The 18,549-nt window shown below is 59.6% G+C and carries 17 protein-coding genes and 1 pseudogene; 5 read left to right on the top strand and 13 right to left on the bottom strand.

Going from position 1 to position 18,549, the window contains the following annotated elements; translation table 11 throughout:
* Positions 1-279, bottom strand: a 279-nt coding sequence (locus JCM12296_RS41690) for a hypothetical protein (protein ID WP_218188043.1), incomplete at its 3' end; no start/stop codon positions are given.
* A 171-nt stretch (positions 280-450) separates the two neighbouring features.
* Here JCM12296_RS41690 and JCM12296_RS10995 point away from each other — a divergent pair.
* Both JCM12296_RS10995 and pgi read left to right on the top strand, forming a co-directional pair.
* Positions 451-2,367, top strand: a complete 1,917-nt coding sequence (locus JCM12296_RS10995) for a potassium transporter Kup (protein ID WP_054692637.1) — start codon at positions 451-453, stop codon at positions 2,365-2,367.
* Positions 2,368-2,434: 67 nt separating this feature from the next.
* Complete coding sequence (gene pgi, locus JCM12296_RS10990; RefSeq protein WP_054692634.1) at positions 2,435-4,090, top strand: glucose-6-phosphate isomerase; 1,656 nt, start codon at positions 2,435-2,437, stop codon at positions 4,088-4,090.
* Between the two features lie 40 nt (positions 4,091-4,130).
* Here pgi and JCM12296_RS44180 read toward each other — a convergent pair.
* The 5 genes and pseudogenes from JCM12296_RS44180 to JCM12296_RS10965 form a co-directional block, all read right to left on the bottom strand.
* Positions 4,131-5,074, bottom strand: a pseudogene (locus JCM12296_RS44180) (GNAT family N-acetyltransferase).
* A gap of 23 nt (positions 5,075-5,097) precedes the next feature.
* On the bottom strand, positions 5,098-5,649 hold the full coding sequence (locus JCM12296_RS39770) for a hypothetical protein (protein WP_172683854.1): 552 nt from the start codon (positions 5,647-5,649) through the stop codon (positions 5,098-5,100).
* Entirely contained in the window at positions 5,616-5,897 is a 282-nt protein-coding gene (locus JCM12296_RS10975; RefSeq protein ID WP_054692623.1) for a hypothetical protein, read from the bottom strand. The genes JCM12296_RS39770 and JCM12296_RS10975 overlap by 34 nt, the downstream gene beginning before the upstream one ends.
* Positions 5,888-6,697: a lysylphosphatidylglycerol synthase transmembrane domain-containing protein gene (locus JCM12296_RS10970; protein ID WP_054692620.1), complete on the bottom strand. Its 810-nt coding sequence runs from the start codon at positions 6,695-6,697 to the stop codon at positions 5,888-5,890. The genes JCM12296_RS10975 and JCM12296_RS10970 overlap by 10 nt, the downstream gene beginning before the upstream one ends.
* Before the next feature lie 17 nt (positions 6,698-6,714).
* Complete coding sequence (locus JCM12296_RS10965) at positions 6,715-7,542, bottom strand: hypothetical protein (protein ID WP_054692617.1); 828 nt, start codon at positions 7,540-7,542, stop codon at positions 6,715-6,717.
* Between the two features lie 326 nt (positions 7,543-7,868).
* Here JCM12296_RS10965 and JCM12296_RS38165 point away from each other — a divergent pair, with 326 nt between their 5' ends.
* Positions 7,869-8,147, top strand: a complete 279-nt coding sequence (locus tag JCM12296_RS38165; RefSeq protein WP_157067534.1) for a hypothetical protein — start codon at positions 7,869-7,871, stop codon at positions 8,145-8,147.
* Positions 8,148-8,203: 56 nt separating this feature from the next.
* Here the strand turns inward: JCM12296_RS38165 and JCM12296_RS10955 are convergent, their stop codons facing one another.
* The 7 genes from JCM12296_RS10955 to JCM12296_RS10920 form a co-directional block, all read right to left on the bottom strand.
* Entirely contained in the window at positions 8,204-8,698 is a 495-nt protein-coding gene (locus JCM12296_RS10955; RefSeq protein WP_083456055.1) for a response regulator, read from the bottom strand.
* Between the two features lie 94 nt (positions 8,699-8,792).
* Positions 8,793-10,016, bottom strand: coding sequence for a response regulator (locus JCM12296_RS10950; RefSeq protein WP_054692610.1), 1,224 nt, complete (start codon positions 10,014-10,016; stop codon positions 8,793-8,795).
* A 15-nt stretch (positions 10,017-10,031) separates the two neighbouring features.
* Positions 10,032-12,164, bottom strand: a complete 2,133-nt coding sequence (locus tag JCM12296_RS10945; protein ID WP_054692601.1) for a SulP family inorganic anion transporter — start codon at positions 12,162-12,164, stop codon at positions 10,032-10,034.
* Positions 12,165-12,293: 129 nt separating this feature from the next.
* Positions 12,294-12,935 (bottom strand): sensor histidine kinase, encoded by a 642-nt coding sequence (locus tag JCM12296_RS38160; RefSeq protein ID WP_157067533.1) that lies wholly within the window; start codon positions 12,933-12,935, stop codon positions 12,294-12,296.
* An 85-nt stretch (positions 12,936-13,020) separates the two neighbouring features.
* Entirely contained in the window at positions 13,021-13,383 is a 363-nt protein-coding gene (locus JCM12296_RS10930; RefSeq protein WP_054692598.1) for a response regulator, read from the bottom strand.
* Positions 13,380-15,140, bottom strand: coding sequence for an ATP-binding protein (locus tag JCM12296_RS10925; RefSeq protein WP_054692597.1), 1,761 nt, complete (start codon positions 15,138-15,140; stop codon positions 13,380-13,382). The genes JCM12296_RS10930 and JCM12296_RS10925 overlap by 4 nt, the downstream gene beginning before the upstream one ends.
* Positions 15,137-15,508 (bottom strand): response regulator, encoded by a 372-nt coding sequence (locus JCM12296_RS10920; protein WP_054692593.1) that lies wholly within the window; start codon positions 15,506-15,508, stop codon positions 15,137-15,139. The genes JCM12296_RS10925 and JCM12296_RS10920 overlap by 4 nt, the downstream gene beginning before the upstream one ends.
* 230 nt (positions 15,509-15,738) lie before the next feature.
* Between JCM12296_RS10920 and JCM12296_RS10915 the strand changes: the two genes are divergently transcribed.
* Together JCM12296_RS10915 and JCM12296_RS10910 are read left to right on the top strand one after the other, a co-directional pair.
* Entirely contained in the window at positions 15,739-17,214 is a 1,476-nt protein-coding gene (locus JCM12296_RS10915; protein WP_054692591.1) for a sigma-54-dependent transcriptional regulator, read from the top strand.
* Positions 17,215-17,539: 325 nt separating this feature from the next.
* Entirely contained in the window at positions 17,540-18,529 is a 990-nt protein-coding gene (locus tag JCM12296_RS10910; protein ID WP_054692589.1) for a cytidylate kinase family protein, read from the top strand.
* Positions 18,530-18,549: the final 20 nt, after the last annotated feature.

Below are 18,549 nucleotides of genomic sequence, written 5' to 3'. Positions count from 1 at the left end.
CGATGATCCCGCCCACGAGGGCACCGACGGCACCGCCCACGAGGCACCAGGCCCCGAACGATGACCCATGCTGCCGATCACCGCGCCCGTGGCGGCACCGGCCAGCGCCCCCCGAGGCGGTATAATCCGGTCGCCCCCATGGGCGTATAGCATCCGACGAAAGCCATGCTCGCAACGCTGATCACCAGTAAGGCGACAAATCGTAAAGCGTTCGACCGTTTCATAGGTGGTTCCTCCTTTGTGTGCCGGCGAGGTCTGCCCCAGCGTGATACGGCACAAAATAGGCGGTCGCCTCGCCCGGATGTTGCTCCCTATATACCACAAATGCCGGTCAACACAATACAGGTGCGGGGGCGCGAAGATTCGCCGTGCCCATGGCCGGCCAGGCCCTCTCAGCACCCGAATCCGCAGTTGACAATCCCAACCCCATCGTCGCATATAGGCGGAGAAATGACCGAACCGACAAACGCGAAGAAAGCTTCTGAAACCCTCCCGGCAGGGATCGACGGCCGTCTGCTGCAGCTTTCCCTGGCCGCCCTGGGGGTGGTGTTCGGCGATATCGCCACCAGCCCGATATACGCCATCCGGGAATGCTTTCACGGGGAATACGGAATTCCGGTGACCCCGGTCAATGTGATGGGGGTTCTTTCACTGATGTTCTGGTCCCTGGTCATGATTGTCGGGGTAAAATACCTGGTATTCGTCTTCCGGGCCGACAACCGTGGAGAAGGCGGCGTCATCGCCTTGACCGCCCTGATCCGCGGCCACAGCGAAAAGACTGCCAAAAAATCCGCCCTGGCCGTTGTCGGCCTGGGACTTTTCGCGGCCTGTCTGCTCTACGGGGACGGCATGATCACCCCGGCCATCTCCGTCTTGAGCGCCGTGGAGGGAATCGGCATCATCACGCCCGTGTTCACCCCCTACGTGCTCCCGATCACCATTGTCATTCTCATCGGTCTGTTTCTGATCCAACGCCATGGCACGGCCCATGTGGGCGGTCTTTTCGGCCCGGTGATCCTGGTCTGGCTCCTCTTTCTGGCGGTTACCGGTGCGGTTCAGGTAGCCCGCAACCCGCAGGTGCTGGCGGCCATGCTCCCCTGGTACGCGCTGCGGTTCCTGCTCGTCAACAAACTGCACGGTTTCGTGGTCCTGGGCGCGGTTTTTCTGGTGGTCACGGGGACCGAGGCGCTCTATGCGGACATGGGCCACTTCGGCACCCGGCCCATCCGGCTCACCTGGTTCGCCATTGTCATGCCGGCGTTGGTGCTCAACTATTTCGGTCAGGGCGCGTTGCTCTTACGCCAACCCGAGGCGTCTTCCCATCCCTTTTACGCCATGGTACCGTCATGGGGCACGGTTCCCACCGTCATCCTGGCCACGCTGGCGACGATCATCGCATCCCAGGCAGTCATCAGCGGCGCCTTTTCCATGACCCGCCAGGCGATCCAGCTCGGCTACCTGCCCCGCCTGACCATCCGCCATACGTCGGCAAGGCAGATCGGCCAAATCTATATCGCCCCGGTCAACTGGATGCTCATGCTCTGCACCATCGTCCTGGTGGCAGGCTTTCAGACCTCCAGCAGGTTAGCCGCCGCCTATGGCGTGGCGGTAACTTCCACGATGATCATCACCACCCTGCTGTTCTTTGTGGTGGCCCGCCATCGCTGGAACTGGCCGCTGGCCTGGGCGGCCCCCCTGGCAGGTCTCTTTTTGCTCGTCGACGTGCCGTTCTTCATGGCCAATCTGAGCAAGATCCTGCATGGCGCCTGGTTTCCGCTGGTCATCGGCGCCGCTTTCTTCACCCTCATGCGCACCTGGGCCGAGGGGCGCCGAATCCTGGCCGCGCGTCTCCAATCGGCCGCATTGCCGGTGCATCGCTTCATCGTCGATCTGAGCAGCCATCCGCCGCATCGCATCGAGGGCGACGCCATCTTCCTGACGGGAAGCCGGAGCGTCGTGCCCGTAGCCCTGGCCAAGAATGTCAGGCACAACCAGGTGGTGCACAGCCGCACGGTGCTGCTGCACTTCAGGGTTGAAGATGTTCCCCGGGTTCCCAACCTGGAGAAAATTCAGACCGAGAAACTAGGCGGGGGATTCCATCGCATTATCGCGCGCTACGGTTTTATGGAAGATCCCAGCCTGGATCATGTGTTCACCCTGGCCCGTGGACAGGGCCTGGATCTGAATCCGCAAACGGCGAGTTTTTACATCGGCCGCGAGAATCTGGTCATGGGCCACCCCCCCGGCATGGCCCGCTGGCGCGGGAACCTGTTCATGTTCATGTCGCGCAATGCGACCGACGCGACCTCGTTTTTCAAGGTGCCGGCCGACCAGGTGATCGAGGTCGGCGTCCGCCTGATGATCTGATTGATGATCTGATTGATGATCTGGCCGCCAGGGCATGGCCTGGCCGTCTCATGAAGGAGAGAACAGAATGAACGAGAATCCTTTGAAACAACGGCAGTCGTTGACCGATCGCCCGGCTTGGAAGGCGTTGTCGGCGCATTACACCGCGATCCGCAATCTGCACCTGCGGCAGCTTTTCGCCGAAGACCCCCATCGCGGCGAGCGTCTGTGCGCCGAGGCCGCCGGCATCTACCTGAACTACGCCAAAAACCGCATCACCGACGAAACCCTGCGGTTGTTGATTCAACTGGCCGATGAATGCGAACTGCGCCAACGCATCGAGGCCATGTTTGGCGGCGAGACGATCAATGTGACCGAAAAGCGCGCCGTGCTGCATACGGCCCTAAGGGCGCCTCAAGGTGAACGGATCATGGTTGATGGCACCGACGTGGTGCCCGAGGTGCACGCGGTGCTGAATCGCATGGCCGCCTTCGCCGAAAGGGTGCGTGACGGCCGCTGGAAGGGGTTCACCGGCCTGCCGATCCGCAATATCGTCAACATCGGCATCGGCGGCTCCGACCTGGGGCCGGTCATGGCCTACGAAGCCCTGCGCCACTACAGCCGACGCGACCTGACGGTGCGCTTCGTCTCCAACATCGACGGTACCGACTTTGCCGAGACGACCCTCGACCTGGACCCGGCCGAAACGCTCTTCATCATCTGCTCCAAGACCTTCACGACCCTGGAGACCCTGACCAACGCCCATTCCGCCCGGGCGTGGTGCATTGCCAAACTGGGTGATGAGGCCGCCGTGGCCCGGCACTTCGTGGCCGTTTCCACCAACGCCGAGGGCGTCTCCCGCTTCGGCATCGACACGGCCAACATGTTCGGCTTCTGGGACTGGGTGGGCGGGCGCTACTCCATGGACTCGGCCATCGGCCTGTCCACCATGCTGGCCATCGGGCCCGAGGGCTTCCGGGAGATGCTGGCCGGCTTTCATCAAATGGACGTGCATTTCCGCAGGGCGCCCTTTTCCGAAAACCTGCCCGTACTCATGGGGCTTCTGACCATCTGGAACACCAATTTCCTGGAGGCGCCCACGGTGGCGGTGCTGCCCTACGACCAGTATCTCAACCGCTTTCCGGCCTACCTCCAGCAACTGACCATGGAAAGCAATGGCAAGGGCGTCACCCTGGACGGCAAACGCATCGGCTACCAGACCGCCCCGGTCTATTGGGGCGAACCCGGCACCAACGGCCAGCATTCGTTCTACCAGCTGATCCACCAGGGAACCCGGTTGGTCCCTTGCGACTTCATCGGGTTCTGCCAGAGCTTGAACCCACAGGGCCAGCACCACGATCTTCTGATGGCCAACCTTTTTGCCCAAAGCGAGGCCCTGGCTTTCGGCAAGCCCCTGGAGGACGTCAAAACCGAGGGTACGCCGGACTGGCTCGCGCCGCACCGGGTCTTCGAGGGCAACCGCCCCAGCAACACCCTCCTGGTCGAACGCCTGACGCCGGAGACCCTGGGAATGCTGGTGGCGCTCTACGAGCACAGCGTGTTCACCCAGGGCGCCATCTGGGACATCAATCCCTTCGATCAGTGGGGCGTGGAACTGGGCAAGGTCCTGGCCCAACGGACCACCCCCGAGCTGCAAAGCGTGGAGGATCCGGCCCTGACCCACGACAGTTCCACCAATGCGCTCATTCGGCGCTATCGTCAGCTCAAGACCGGACGTTCATGATGATTTCGAAGCAGATGAAGGCGTAAGAAGGCGTTGTTCCCTACCGGTCCGCGCCCCCCTTGCCCCCACCGGAAATCAGTTGCACCAGGTGGGTCAGGATCAACGGCAGGGCCAAGCCGCCGGGGGAAGCCAGGTAGCGCGGCTCCCACACAGGCCCGAACTTGTCCTTGTACTGCCGGAGCCCTTCGAAATTGTAGAAGTGACCGCCGCGGTGCGCCAGAAATGTGCCCAGTCGACTCCACAAGGGCGCCAGGGAGTGGTCGGCCAGGCCGCTGAGGGGTGCCATGCCCAGGTCGAACCACGCATAGCCCTGATCCTTGGCCCATTGCATGAGCTGGATGAAAAGAAAGTCCATTACCCCGTTGGCGCCGTGGCCGGGTCATGCCGCATCAAGTCGATGGAAAGTTCCGTTTTGTCGGCCCCTTTCCAGAGATTGGCGAAGGCCACGACGGTGTCGTCCTTGGTGATCACGGCCATGTCGAACCGCCTCAGGTAGCCTTCGTCGAAACGGCCCAGGGAAAAGCCCTTTTCCCGGCTGTTTTTATCAGCCAGCCAACTGTCCGAGATGCGTCTGAGCGCATCCATGCGCGCCACGGCCTCTTCGGGTGAAAGAATTTCCAATCGGTAGCCCGCCTTCTCCAGTTTGTTCCGGGTGCTGCGCAGGCCCTTGCGATGGCTGCCGGCCAGGGAAAACCCGTCGAGGGAAACCCGGGCCGTCTCGCCCAGTTTGGTCAGGGTGAGGCCCAAATCCAGGTAATAGGGCAGCCCGGTCGGGGCCACCTGATAAAACAGGGCCCAGCCACCGAAATCGTCCGATTGTTCCCGAAACCGCCAGATCAGTTCGGACCAGGCCGTTTCCGGCCCCACCGGATCCCCCATGGCAATCCAGCTCCGCCCCTGAACCGCATACATGATGAAGGCCTCCTGGTGCGGCGACAGGAGAAAGGATTTATCCGCCAAAAAGGCCAAGTTGGCGGCCGGCACGGGCGAGCGTTCGACGATCCCGGTCACCTGCTGCCGTTCCGCATCGCTGGTCTGGGCCGGTCGGTGGACGGCCGGTCGCAGCAGCCGGGCAATGGAAAAACAGAGCAATACCGCCGCTGCACCGGCCGAGGCACGCAGAAAACGGGGCGCGTGAGCGTTAAAAGCGAACTGCCACCACAAATCGCCGCTGTAAGCCACATGCTTGTAGGAGAAAAAGCCCAGCCAAAGTGCGCTGATGGCCACCATGGCAATGGCGGCCATCCAGGCGGGGGTGAAGCGCTGGTCCAACAGCGAACTGCGGCGATAAAAAAACGCCGGCTGAACCACAGGGCCACCAGCAGCACGGCCATCAGAAAGGCTTCCTCGACGTCCAGCCCCTTGAACAGCGACGCCGTCAACCCCAGGGCCAGCAATGTCAGGCTGGCCCAGTAGGCGCCGTTGAGCCGGCGCTGGAGACCGCGGGCCAGCAGCAGCAGCATCATACCGATGGTGCTGCCGACAAAATGGGCCAGCTCCAAAAACGGCAGCGGCAGCACCGACCTTAGCCAGAACAGCCGCGGTTCGAGCGTCGGCATGGCCCCCGAAAAAGCAACACCGCACCGGCGACAAAGGTGGTCAAGGCCAGTACCGGCGGCACGACAGGGGCGCTCCAGCGCCGGTAGCTCTCCACGATCCTGCGCGTCGACGGCCGGTGCAGGGCGATTTCATTGCCCGCCAAAAGGATCATGGAAAGCGCCAAGGGCAAAAGGTAGTAGGTCAGCCGGAAAACAAGCAGGGCGCCCAATACGGTTTCGGTGGGGATCCTTCCGCCGATCAGCAACATGAAGACCGTTTCGAAAACCCCCAACCCACCGGAACCTGGCTGATCAATCCGGCCAACTGGGCGAGCATGTATGCCACTAGGACAACCATGCCGGAGACCCCGGGTGTCGGCGGCAGCAGGGCCACCAACACGCTGCCGGCCAAAAGCCAGTCGGCGGCACCCACACCCACCTGAAGCATGCGGGTCTTGCGGTCCGGCAAATCGACCCGCCAGTCCCGCAATCTGAGCGGTCGTTGGACCCGCCAACCCGCCAGCAGGTAAACGGCCACGGCCAACCCCATCAGGAATCCGATCGGACGGGTGGAAATGCCGGGCAAATGCATCGGTGCCGGAAGGGCCAGGGGGTGAACGACGAAAACGATACCACTGGTGGTCAGGAACCCCAACCACAGGGTAATGGTGCAAAACAAGACCAGTTTGGTAATCTCGAGCGCCGAAAGCCCCCAGGCCGAATAGAGCCGGTAGCGTACCGAGGCTCCGGCAAGCATGGAAAGCCCGATGGTGTTGCTGAAAGCCGCGCCGACAAACGCCGCCATGGCAATCTTGGCGTAGGCCAGCGACTGGTGCAGGTAGCGCAGGGCCAGAAGGTCGTACACGGTCATGACCCCATACCCCGCCAGGGTCAGGATCAGGGCCAGGACCACCCGGGTGGGAGGAATGGCTTTGATCTGATAAAGGATGTCCGTCAGCCGGTGAACGGCCAATTCATGGTGCAAGACTCCCATGGCCAAGGAGAACAGCAGGATGCCAAAGATTGGCCCGATCCATGCCGTTTTGTTTTTTGCATGGGAGCTCCTCATCAATTCGTCCGCCAGCCTCAGTTCAGGTGCGCCGTCGCCTGGGGACCGTTGACCAGCATACTGTTGGTCAGGGTGTTCTGGGCAATCTCCATCTTGCTGCCGAAAACCAGGCTGTGGGCCCATCCATGACCATAGGCACCGGAGAGAATCAGCGCATCGTGGGGCAGTTGATACAGATTTTGGTCGAACATGCCGTCGGCAAACAGCAAATGCTGACGGCAGCAGCGTTGGAGGGATTTCTCGAGACCCGCCGCCCTGATCCGCTCCTCATAGACGGCGGCATCCTGTTCCAACTGAATGAACAGGTCCAGAGGATAGCCTGAGCGCCGGGAAAATTCAATCCCGGTCCGCAGGGCATTCAGGGCGCTGTCCGATCCGCCGAAGAGAACGGCAATACTGGTCCAAGGCTTGAAAACAGGCGAGCTCATGAGTACGGGAAACGTGGCCGAACGAATGATGCGCCGCACCTTGGGGCCGATGTAGCCCAGTCCGATCTTGGAGGTCCGATCGCTCATGGCCCGCGGGCAGCACATGAAGGTGAAATGGGTCGGCAGGTCCGGCAGGGTGCTGGCCGTGCGGTTGACGGGTGCGATGAAGCGCACCTCGAGACCCGCTTCCTCGGCCAGTTGGCGTGCCCGTTCCTCGGCCGTCTGTGGCGCCCGCAAATAGGTCCGGTCCAGATCGACCTGAACGGCATCGTGGTCGAAGTACATCATAAACTGCGTGGTCTTGGGGATGTAGACCGTCAGCCCCACATCCAGGGTGCCACAAAAATAGATGGATTGCATCAGGGTTTCCCGGCCCAGCGGGGTATTTCGAAAAACATGAAACAATTCGGTGCGCATCGGCATCTCCTTAAAAGCGACCGTTTCCGGTGCAGGCAGTCATGGGGGAATTCTCCTTTGCGCGAAATCGGTCCGGAACCGGTATCGCGCAAAGGGTCGCAAACGACTGTGTAAGGAAGATGCTAACAGCGCAGGGCTTGATTAAGGAGGTACAGGGCGTTTACCATCCACCGGCAATGGCCGGCTGACGGCAATGGCATGCCGGGTTTAAAAAGGGCAGCAACCATCCCACGAGGCGCAACGGCCGGACTCGGATCACCGTCCGACGTATCCGCATCAACGGCAAGATGGAAAGCCCGGGGATGGTTTAAACGCTTGGAGGCGCCATGCACCGGCAGTGCCGAAGGATTCGCGGACCGACAGGCGTCCTGGGACCGATCGGGCACCGCCAGGCGATGATAAACGGCCGGCACAAGCACCCCTGCCGCCTGTCTGGCGAGCGGGAGCGCGGCCGTCACTGTCGCGCCGGCACCCCACAGGATCAGCAAAAAGAGGATACGTACCGGATCCCATGCAGATGCAACGCCGTTCCAGAGGCCGGCCCAGCGACCGGCGTCTGGGCGCCGGCGGCTGCCATTGCCGGTTACACCTGCCATGCACGCTGAAACGCACGGCGCATGTTCACTTGAAATACCGAATTCATTCACCGATAGGGCGATGTTTATTTCACACCGTCGTCGAGACGGGCCAACTCCTTGAGCAGCCCCAAGGGCGACTGGCCCATGGAGAGCTTTTGAATCATCTCCATGCGCTGCTGGTTGTGTTCGAACTTCTTGTTCATCCGGGCCTGGTAAGCTTCCTTGAGGGCTTCGACCAGTTTATCGAAATCGTATGGTTTTTCCAGATACTTAAAAGCGCCCAAGCGGGTACATTCCACCGCCGAGTCCACCGTGGCGTGTCCGGTCAGCATGATGATCTCGATGAACTTATGATTCTGCTTGAGAAGTTTCAACACCTCGGCGCCATCGGTGCCGGGCATCTGCACATCAACCACAGCCACATCGAAACCGCCTTTTTTGGCTGCCTCGATGGCTTCTTCGCCGTTGGCCGCCGTCGTAACCGTAAAGCCTTTGATGGTCAAACGCTCGGCGATGGCGTTCAAGAACTTGACTTCATCATCGACCAAAAGGATTTTCATCGTGTTTGCTTCTTCCATGGCCCCTCCGCCAATTTGGATTGAGAATAATCGCCACCTGATCCGTATCTCCCTCCATTATCCACGGATATGAGGGAAAATCAAGGGGCAGCCTTCACGGCTGCTGGCGCTCCTGCTGGATTTTCTCATGGGCGGCCTTGATGGTCTGGCTCAGTTCATCGATATCGACGGATTTGGACAGGAAGGCGAAGGCGCCCAGTTCCATACAGGTCTTGCGATCCTCCTCGGATCCCTGGCTGGTCAGGACAATCACCTCGATCTGCGGGCGGGTCTGCTTCACCCGCCGCAAGACCTCGATGCCGTCGATGCCGGGCATCCTGAGATCCAGGATCATCACATCGGGCTCGTCATCCTGGGCCAGCTCGAGGGCCGATTCGCCGTCGTAGACCACCGCCGAGTCGAGCTCACGCATCATCAACCGCTTAGACAGGGTTTGAACGTATTTTTTCTCATCGTCCACCAAGAGGATTTTCGACGGAGCCGCGAAATCCTGGCGACGGTAGACATCGGTCTGGTAATATCCCGGACCGACCTTGGTCTCGACGGCCTTGACCCCGGATTCCCGGATGGCGATCTCCTTGAGTTCCTCCTCCAGGCGACCCAGCATGAGCACATGCTTGTTGATCGTCAACGTGACGACCCCATCCTTGACCTCGACATCGACCGAATGGCCTTTCTTGGCCAATGCGATTTCGACGTTGGCGGCAATCTTGAAGTCATCCACGGCCTGTCGCGCGCCGCTGGCCAGTTTGATGGCGGAAGCCGAAATGCCTCTTTCGACCAGGTCGGCAATTTGCCGGGACGATGTCTTGTCGGTCGGCAGGCAGATGTCGTAGAGTTCGGCGCTCCATGGATCCTTAGCGCCGTGCAGGGCATGCATCCAGGCGGCGGCCTTCTCATCGTCGCGGTGGATGGTCTTGAGTGCCTCGGCCTGACCGACCTTGAGTACGTCGACGGCGGTGGCGACGCGCGCGTTCATGTCGGCGATCAGGCAGACCCGCAGCACATGACTGATATTGCGCGGAATCAGCTGGGAGGCGAACCCGCTGATCAGCAAGCCCTCTTCGGAAAGCCGTTTGGCCAGCGTGGCCCGCAGGTAGGCCAGTGAACGCTCCCGCTCATGGGTCAGGCGGTTGAAGACCGATGTCTTGTCGGTAAAAACCCGTTCGATCCGGTTTTCGGGAATGCGGGAAAGCTGACTGGCCTCAGCCACGATCTCCTGGTCCGAAACCGGTTGGTAGCCGGTCCGGGCACCGATCTCCTTGACGACCTCTTTCTCATTGCAGTAACTGCCGCTGAACAAGGTAATGACGGGCATGGAATGTTCCTCCTTTTAGGCTTCAACGAGTCGGCAGGCGTTCAATAAGGGACAATTCGCGTCCGGATCGTTTTCATGAGCGATTTCATGGATGGCGACGATGCCTTTTTCCAGGGTCGGGAAAATGTGATCCTCTCCGATTTTGGCCAGAAAGTGCGTCCGGTCAAATACTTCCATGACCGCTTCGTTAACGCCGCACATGGATATATCGATCCCGTTGCTGCGCACCCGATCGACCAGTAGCGACAAGGTTTCCTCACCCGACGAATCCATGTCGTTGATCCCGTTGGCGACGATGAGGATATGGGTGAGCCCCTCCTTGGTGCGGATCATTTCGGTGATCGTATCCTCCAGGTAACTGGCATTGGCAAAAAAGAGCGGGCCATCGAACCGCACCAGGGTCACATAGGGGCATTCATCCAATCCGTGGGTCGTCACACAGCGCAATTCCTCATCCTCGGAACGGGAGAGGAAGACCACCCGGGGACGCATGCTCTTGTATAGGAAAACCCCCAGGGAAAGAACCACACCGACCATGATGCCCTTGTCCAGATGGGGGGCGAAGACCATCGTACAGATAAACGAAATGATGGAGATGGCGCCGTCATACCACTTGGCCTTCCAGGCATGGATGAAACCGGAAACGTTCACCAGGCCGATGACGGCCATCATGATGACGGCGGCCAATACGGCCTGGGGCAGATGATAGAGCAAGGGCGTAAAAAACAAAAGCGCAATCAGTACCGCCATGCTGGTGAAGACGCTGGACAGGCCCGTCACCGCCCCGGCCTGCAGGTTGACCGCCGAACGGGAGAAGGACCCGGAAGTAGGGTAGCTTTTACCGATGGCCCCCAGCATATTGCCCAGTCCCTGGCCGATCAATTCCTGGTTGGGGTCCAGGCGTTGACCGGTCTTGCTGGCCATGGCCTTGGCGATCGAGATCGCCTCCATGAAGCCCAAAAGGGAGATAATCGCCGCAAACGGCAACAGGTGCAGCATGACCCCGATGTTGATGGGCGGAATCGTCATGGACGGCAACCCCTTGGGAATGGTGCCGACCACGGCGCCACCGCCCATCATCTTGAGCTTGGTGGTCACCAGGGGCTCGTTGCCGACCTTGATGCGCCAGGTTCGGCCATCGCTCTTCATGCCGGCCGGGATGGCATCCTGGGGATAGAACTTCAGGGCGCCGTCGGCCTGGGGCACGCCGGTCAACAGGGCCGCCCGGATTTCTTCGCGGAAGCGATGGGCGTCGGCCTGCAGGCGGGCGATGTTCACATTGGCCACGTCGACGTCGTGGGTGGCATCCAGGACACCGATCGCGTCATGGCTCTGTTTGGCCGTGCTCAAGGTCTCACCGATGCGGGTCCGTTCCTCGGCCAGGGGCGGTACCGACGCGGCGGCGGTGTTGAACTTTTGGATGAGCTGGCGAATTTGGGGAGATTCGATGGCGTCGATGCCGGCGGTCTGATCGTGCTGGAAACCCATCGCCCAGGAGATGGTCGTGGTGATGACCACGGCCACGAGAACGTTGGGGATCCGCGGCGACAGCCACTTGAGTCCATACATGATGCCGAAGGCGAAGACGCCCATGAAAAGGGTCGGCCAGTGGGTGTAATGGATGGCCCCCTTGACCACATTGATGATGGTCTCGTAATGATGCGGGGCGGTATCCACATAGACACCGAACATCTTGGACAGCTGGGAGGAAGCGATGATGATGGCGGCGGCGTTGGTGAAGCCGTTGACCACCGGATGCGAGAGAAAATTGACCACCAGTCCCAGTCTCAAGATCCCCAGGCTGAGCTGAAATATGCCGACCATCAGGGCCAGCAGAACGGCGTAGGCGATGTACCCCGGGCTGCCGGCGGTGGCCAGGGGAGCCAGCGAGGCGGATGTCATCAGCGAAACCACCGCCACCGGTCCGGTGGCCAGCTGGCGGCTCGATCCAAAGAGCGCGGCGATCATGGGTGGCAGAAAGGAGGCGTAGAGTCCGTAATACGCCGGCAACCCCGCAAGTTGGGCATAGGCCATGGATTGCGGAATCAGAACCAGGGCCACGGTCAACCCTGAAAGTGCGTCAAGTTGCAGAGATGCCTTGTCGTAGTTTTTAAACCACGCCAAAAAAGGAAATACCTTCACCAACATGTGCCACTCCTATCCGTTGAGTTGATCGTTCCAAAATACCGACGAATCGCTTGGATTCGATTCTGTTTTCTCGGATTCGCGCCAGGTCAGGCCTTCGGTGCCGTCGCAAGCTCGCCAAGGCCTCCGCGCTCACCGGAACATCGATCTCCAACCGATCGGTCGCCCGGTCCCAATGGATCGCAACGCCGATGGATTCGGCCATGCGCTCAGTGCGCGCGTCGGGAAAGGTTTCGAACTCCTTGACGCTGAAGCCGTCAAAACGGATCCGCCAGGTCGACGCATCCGGCGCTTGAACGGAGATATCCAGACTCGCCTGGGGACCGGTATGCTGAAAGGTCTGAACAACCGCCTGGTAAAGGATCGCCTGCAGAATAAACGGGCTGGTTTGGGCCATGGGCGTGCCCCCGGGGACCCCATGCAGGTTTGTCTTGCCGGCAAGGAGAGATATTCGGAAAGATTGCGCACCAAATCGAGAATCTCCATCAGATCGATGGAAACCACGGGTGTATCGACGCTGTGGGCAAACCGGTTCATCTGCCGGATGGTGGTGAATCCCCGCTGAATTTCCTCGATGATGCTTTCGGTGCTGCTGGTGATCATGTCCGCGCTGATCGGCGTGCCGGCCTGGGCCATGGCCGACAAATCGCTGAGCAGCCCGGCCGTCTCCGAAATGATGGCCATGATGTTTTTCAGTTCATGGGAAATCGAGGCGTTCACCCTTCCAAAGAACGCCAGGCTGTCATACCCGAATAGATCATTTATCTTCGCCATACCTTCCCCTGGAGGAAATCCGTGCTTCCGGCCGGAACCTGTCCGCTGGCACTGATGTCGCCGGTGCGGCTGCCGGAAGGCGCGATCACCCCTCATCCTTCAAGCGGTTCAATGTATCAATGAGGTCCTCGATTTTCATCGGTTTGGGCAAATACCCATCGGCCTCACTGGCCCCCACCTGGTAGTCCATGTCGGACCCATGTCCGGTAAGAAAGACGATCTTCATCGCCGGGTCCAGGGCCTTGATGCGTCGGCCCAGTTCGATGCCGCCGATTCCCGGCATCTTGACGTCCAGGAGACCGACCGCGTAGCGTCGGCCCTCCTCGTCGATCGCCTTCAGGGCTTGCTCACCGGCAAAAAAGACGTCCGTTTGAAATCCCCGCAGGCTCAGCCGTTTGGCCAGCATAAGGGCGAATTTCTGTTCATCATCGACCAGCAGTACCTTCATGATGGGATTTCCTTCTCCATGCGAATGGGCAACCGGACCATAAAGGTCGTCCCCTCGCCCGTCTGGCTCTCCACGGTGATGTTGCCGCTCAGTTTTTTAACCAGACCGTAGGTGATCGAAAGACCGAGGCCGGTGCCTTTGCCCTCCTTCTTGGTGGTGAAAAAGGGCTCAAAAATCTTGTTGAGATGATCCTTTGAAATACCGCAGCCATTGTCCCGGATGAACAGGCACACATGCTGGGCGTCATCCATCTTGGCGCGGATATCCAGAAAACAGCCGTTGCTGATGGCTTGAAAGGCGTTGTTGACCAGGTTGAGGATAATCTGCTGCAGTTTGCCGCGGTCGGTCTCAATCAGCGGAATGCTCTCGGGAATATCCACATGGATGGAAATGTTGCGGTATTCCGCCTCTTTCTTGTGAAAATTGACCACATCGTCGACCATGCGTTTCAGATTGATGGGTTGGACCTGAACGTCGAAATGACGGGCGAATCCGAGCAGTTGTCGGGTAATGGTGCCGCAGCGCTCAACCGCCTCGATGATCGAGTCGATATGCTCGACCATTTCCGTATCATCCTTGTAGCGATCCTCGATGAGGAACAGGTCCTTTATATATCCGGCGGTCTCATTGATCAGGGCCAGGGGGTTGTTGATTTCGTGGGCCACCCCGGCGGCCAATTGACCGATGGAGGCCAGCTGGGCGTTGCTTTCGGCCAGCATCATGGTCTTGGCCTTTTCCCGGTCGGCATGGAAGATCTTGTTGACCATGAAGGTCGAGGTCAGGATGATCACCACCGTGATAATGACGGCGCTGACGGCCAGGAACCAGTTGATCTGATGGCGCAGGTCCAGCCAGACCTTCATCATGCCGGCGCGCTCCTTGACCACCATGAGGATGAAGGATGTCGCCGCGATCTTGGTGTCGATGTAGGCATAGCCGATGACCACCGCGCGTTTGGCCGCATCGCTGGCCACGAGGGACTGGGTTCGTTCCGAATACGGTGGCAAGGCAAGGGTCAACCGCTGGTCGGGCCCGGTGTAGTATTTGGAAGGCGTCTGAAGCACCCCCGCATGATTGACCAGAAAGATATCGGCATGCTCGCCGGTCCGGTAGGAATCCAGCGTCTGGATCAGGCGTTCAGTCTCGAGGGTGGCCCTCAGGATGAAGAAACGCCCATCCGCGCGCAGGGATTTGACCGCCACGACCATGTGCGGAACGTCACGGTAACCCAAATAGATTTCACTCACACAGGCACTGCTCTGCTTGCACTCCATGAACCAGGGCTGGGTGCTGTAGTTCTTGCCCTCAAGATTGAACGGTCCGGCGTAGGCCACCTGGGTGCCGTCATCGGCAATCACCGATAGATCGGTAAGCCCACCGAACCCCAGTTTGAGGTTGCTCAGGACCTCCTTCAGGCGTCCCGGGTCGGTCAGGCGGTCATAGCCCATCTCATTCACCGTGAAGGTCAGGGCCGCCAGACGCTCTTCCAGGAAATAGGTCACCGCCCGACGGGCATTCGAAGCCACCCGTTCGGTGCGCAAAATGGCTTCACGATCAATGGATTGCTCGGTCAGTTGGTAATAGATGAGGGTCATGACGAGAAGCGGCAGAAGCGCGGCGGCCATGAGAATAAAGATGCCCATGCCCCAGATCTGCCGATAGTCATGGAAGGTGTAATAGGGGGTGAGAAGCGCGTCGTCCTTGTGACGGAACGGCGGCCAGATGGCACCAAGAAAGTCTTTCGCTGTGGGTATCATGCCGAACGCGTCTTGAGTCGGTTCATAATGGTCAACAGCCGATCGATATCCAGGGGTTTGTTCATAAAGGCATGCGCGCCCGCGGCCAGGCAGGCCTGCTTGTCCTTCTCGGTGCCATGCCCGGTGAGAATAATGACGACATTGTCGGGGCGACGCTGCTTGATTTGGGCCAGCACTTCCGTGCCGTACAAATCGGGAAGCTGCAGGTCGAGGATAATCACCGCGAAGGCTGCCTCTGCGAGGCACTCAATGGCGGAACGGCCATCGTAGCAGACCTGGCAGGTCAGGTTGCGCAGCCCCAGCCGCCGGGCCAGCATGTCGGCGTAGCGTTGCTCGTCATCAACGATTAATAGATCATAATGTTTCATTATGCAACCATTTTGGATTAGCTTGCACGAAAATGAAAAGTATACGGTCTCTATAAAATAAAAAGTTTAATTTGTAAACACTTTACTCCTGGCAATTGTTAATCTATGATATAGTCCATTGCGTTTGTCGGCATCCGCCTGCCCGCCCGGTACGGCGCGATTGATCCAGCACGGGCGTTGCTTGCGGAATCATTCCCATTGGAGATCCATGTAGGAGATACAGAAAAGACATGACTGCGCAGCCAAAACGCGTTCTGCTGGTCGACGACGAAGAGCGACTGCTTAAATCCATCTCCCAGCGGCTGACCATGCTAGGTTTTGAGACCCATACGGCAACCAGTGGCCTGGCGGCCATCGACACCGCCATGAAGACGCCCATCGACCTGGCCATCGTCGACCTGCAAATGCCGGATTTGAATGGCCTGGTGACCATCACCAAGCTGAAGGAGATCAAGCCCTCATTGAAAACCATCCTGCTCACCGGCCATGGCAATGACAAGGTGCGGCAGGCCACGGAGTCGCTCAACACGCTCTATTTCGAGAAAGAGGAGATGGGGGATTTCTGGCAGTTCATCAAGAACCTCAACACGGATGGCAAAGTGGTAATCATCCGCCCAACCGGTGCCGCCGGTGGCAACACGGGCCCATCCATCGCCATGGATGCCGGCTCAATCGAGATCCATGCGCCGCAGGATTTTTCCGAGGGCGGCTACGGCACGCATGCGACGACAAAGGCCACCGGTATTGCCGAGGGCGATGCACCGCTGCGAATTTTCGGCGAAACCGCTGTCATGCGGCAGCTGCGCAAAAATATCGAGCGGGTGGCGCCGCTGGATTGTCCGGTGATGCTGTCCGGTGAGAATGGCACCGGCAAGGAGCGCATCGCCCGCCACATCCACAGCCGCAGCCGCCATCGCCATCAGCGCTTCCTGACCATCGACTGCGAGAATCTGGAAAACGAACAATTTGTACGCCAACTGCTCGGCTATGGCAAAAACGACCTCTACGACGCCATCCGGTCCCGCAGCGGCATGTTCGCCGTCGAACAGGTGGGCACCCTCTTTCTCGATCAGGTGGAAGCCATGCCGCTCTCCATGCAGACGCAGCTGACGAGCATCATCGACGCCATTGATCGCGCCAAGGCCGATACCGGCCGTGATCATCCGACCGATCTGCGCATCCTGGCGGCAACGGAGGTCGACCTGGCCGAACGGACCGCCACCAAGCGCTTCGACCCCGAGCTTCACGCCCAACTGACCTTTTTCAACTTTATCATCCCGCCCCTGCGCGAAAGAAAGGACGACATCCCCCTGCTGTGCAGCTTTTACCTGCGCCACTTCGGTGAAGAATTCAAAAAACCGGTCGAATCCATCGCCCCGGACGTCATCGAAACGCTTTCAGCCTACCCCTTCCCGGGAAACGTCAGCGAACTGGCCCATATCATCGAACGGGCGGTGATCCTGGCTGATGGACCGGCCATCGAGAAGCGGCACCTGCCGGAACGTTTCGTAAAGACGTCGGCCAACGCATCCACCCTGCCGAATAATCCGCTGACCCTCGCCGAGTTGGAAAATCGCTACATCCTGGAGGTGCTCGATGCCACCGGTGGAAACAAGTCGAAAAGCGCGGAGATTCTCGGCATCAGCCGCGCCGCCCTGTGGCGCAAGCTGAAACAGATCAAGGGAAATGCACCGGCACCGGCCTGAGCGATCCGACGACACGGGCCGACGACACGGGCCGACGACACAGGCCGACGACGCAGGCCACCCACGCAGGCATTGCAAATAGCAACAGAGATTGGTTTTATCTGCAACTATTTTTATCCTATTGATTTTTTAATAAATAATCAAAATCCGGCCAATTCCCGTTGCGTATTGTAACGCTCATCCAATCCCCCACCTTCGTCATCAACGGTCAATTCCGGATCATTTTCCAATCATTACAGGTATCATGGGTTTGTTGGCACAAGCGTTGCTGCGTATCCGAATTCGATATCCTCACCTTTCGTTATTCTCAAACAAAGGAGCAGCCATGACAACACACCTATGCATCCACGGGGACGTGTTCACCAGAACGCAGCGAATTGTTGACTGGATTGCCTCCCGTACCGGCTGGCCCGTCCTCACCGACCGCGACCTGATCCAGATGGCCAGCCAGCGGTTCGGCGTTCCGGCCGGCCGGCTGGAGCGATTCCTCAAGGCGCCGGATGGCATGTTGAGCCGATTGACCCATGGCACCGAACGGTCACTGGCCTATCTCCAAGCGGTCCTGGCGGACGCGCTGGAAAAGGAAACCACCATTTTCCATGGTGTCCTGGGCCTGATGAGCCCCCGTCCCCTTCCCCAGCTCATGAATGTCCTGGTCACCGCCAACCCAGGCTTCCGTGTGCAGCGGGCCCTTCACACCACGCCGGCCAATGAACGCCAGATCCGCAAAATTATCCATCGCCGGGATCGACGCGAGTTTAAATGGTGTCGGCAGCTGTTCAACGGCCACCGCTTTGACGCCGACGCCTATGATGTGGTCGTCCCTTCGGACCGCTTGGATCGTGAAGCGGCCGGCCGGCTGATTCTGGAGCAATTGGTGCAGGTTGAAATGCGGGCGCAGGACGACGCGCCGGATCGACTGGCCGACTTCCAAATGGCCGCCAAGATCCAGGTACAGCTCTGCAAGCAGGGTTACCCCGTATCCGTCGCAAGCGAGAACGGCCATGTCCGGCTGACGGTCGAGCGGCCGGTACTCCGGCTGAACCGGCTAACCCGAAAACTCGAGCAGCATGTCCGCCAGATCGATGGTGTTCGCCAGGTGGAGACCCGACCCGGCAGCGAATTCTTTCAAGCCGACATCTATCGACGCTGTCGGTTCGAGCCCTCCACGGAAATGGCTTTCCAGAACTTCGCCCAATACCGCCAGGGCCTTCACGATCGTGCGGCCGGCCAGTTTCCCGATATGTCGCTGACCTACGCACCCCGCGAGCATGCCCGGGCGGTCAATCAGATGGGCACCATCGCATCCCCATGATGCGCATCCGGACTTTCCGA

Origin of the sequence: Desulfosarcina cetonica JCM 12296 (assembly GCF_001311845.1) — a bacterium.
Classification (GTDB): domain Bacteria; phylum Desulfobacterota; class Desulfobacteria; order Desulfobacterales; family Desulfosarcinaceae; genus Desulfosarcina; species Desulfosarcina cetonica.
This window is presented reverse-complemented; position numbering and strand designations above follow the sequence as displayed.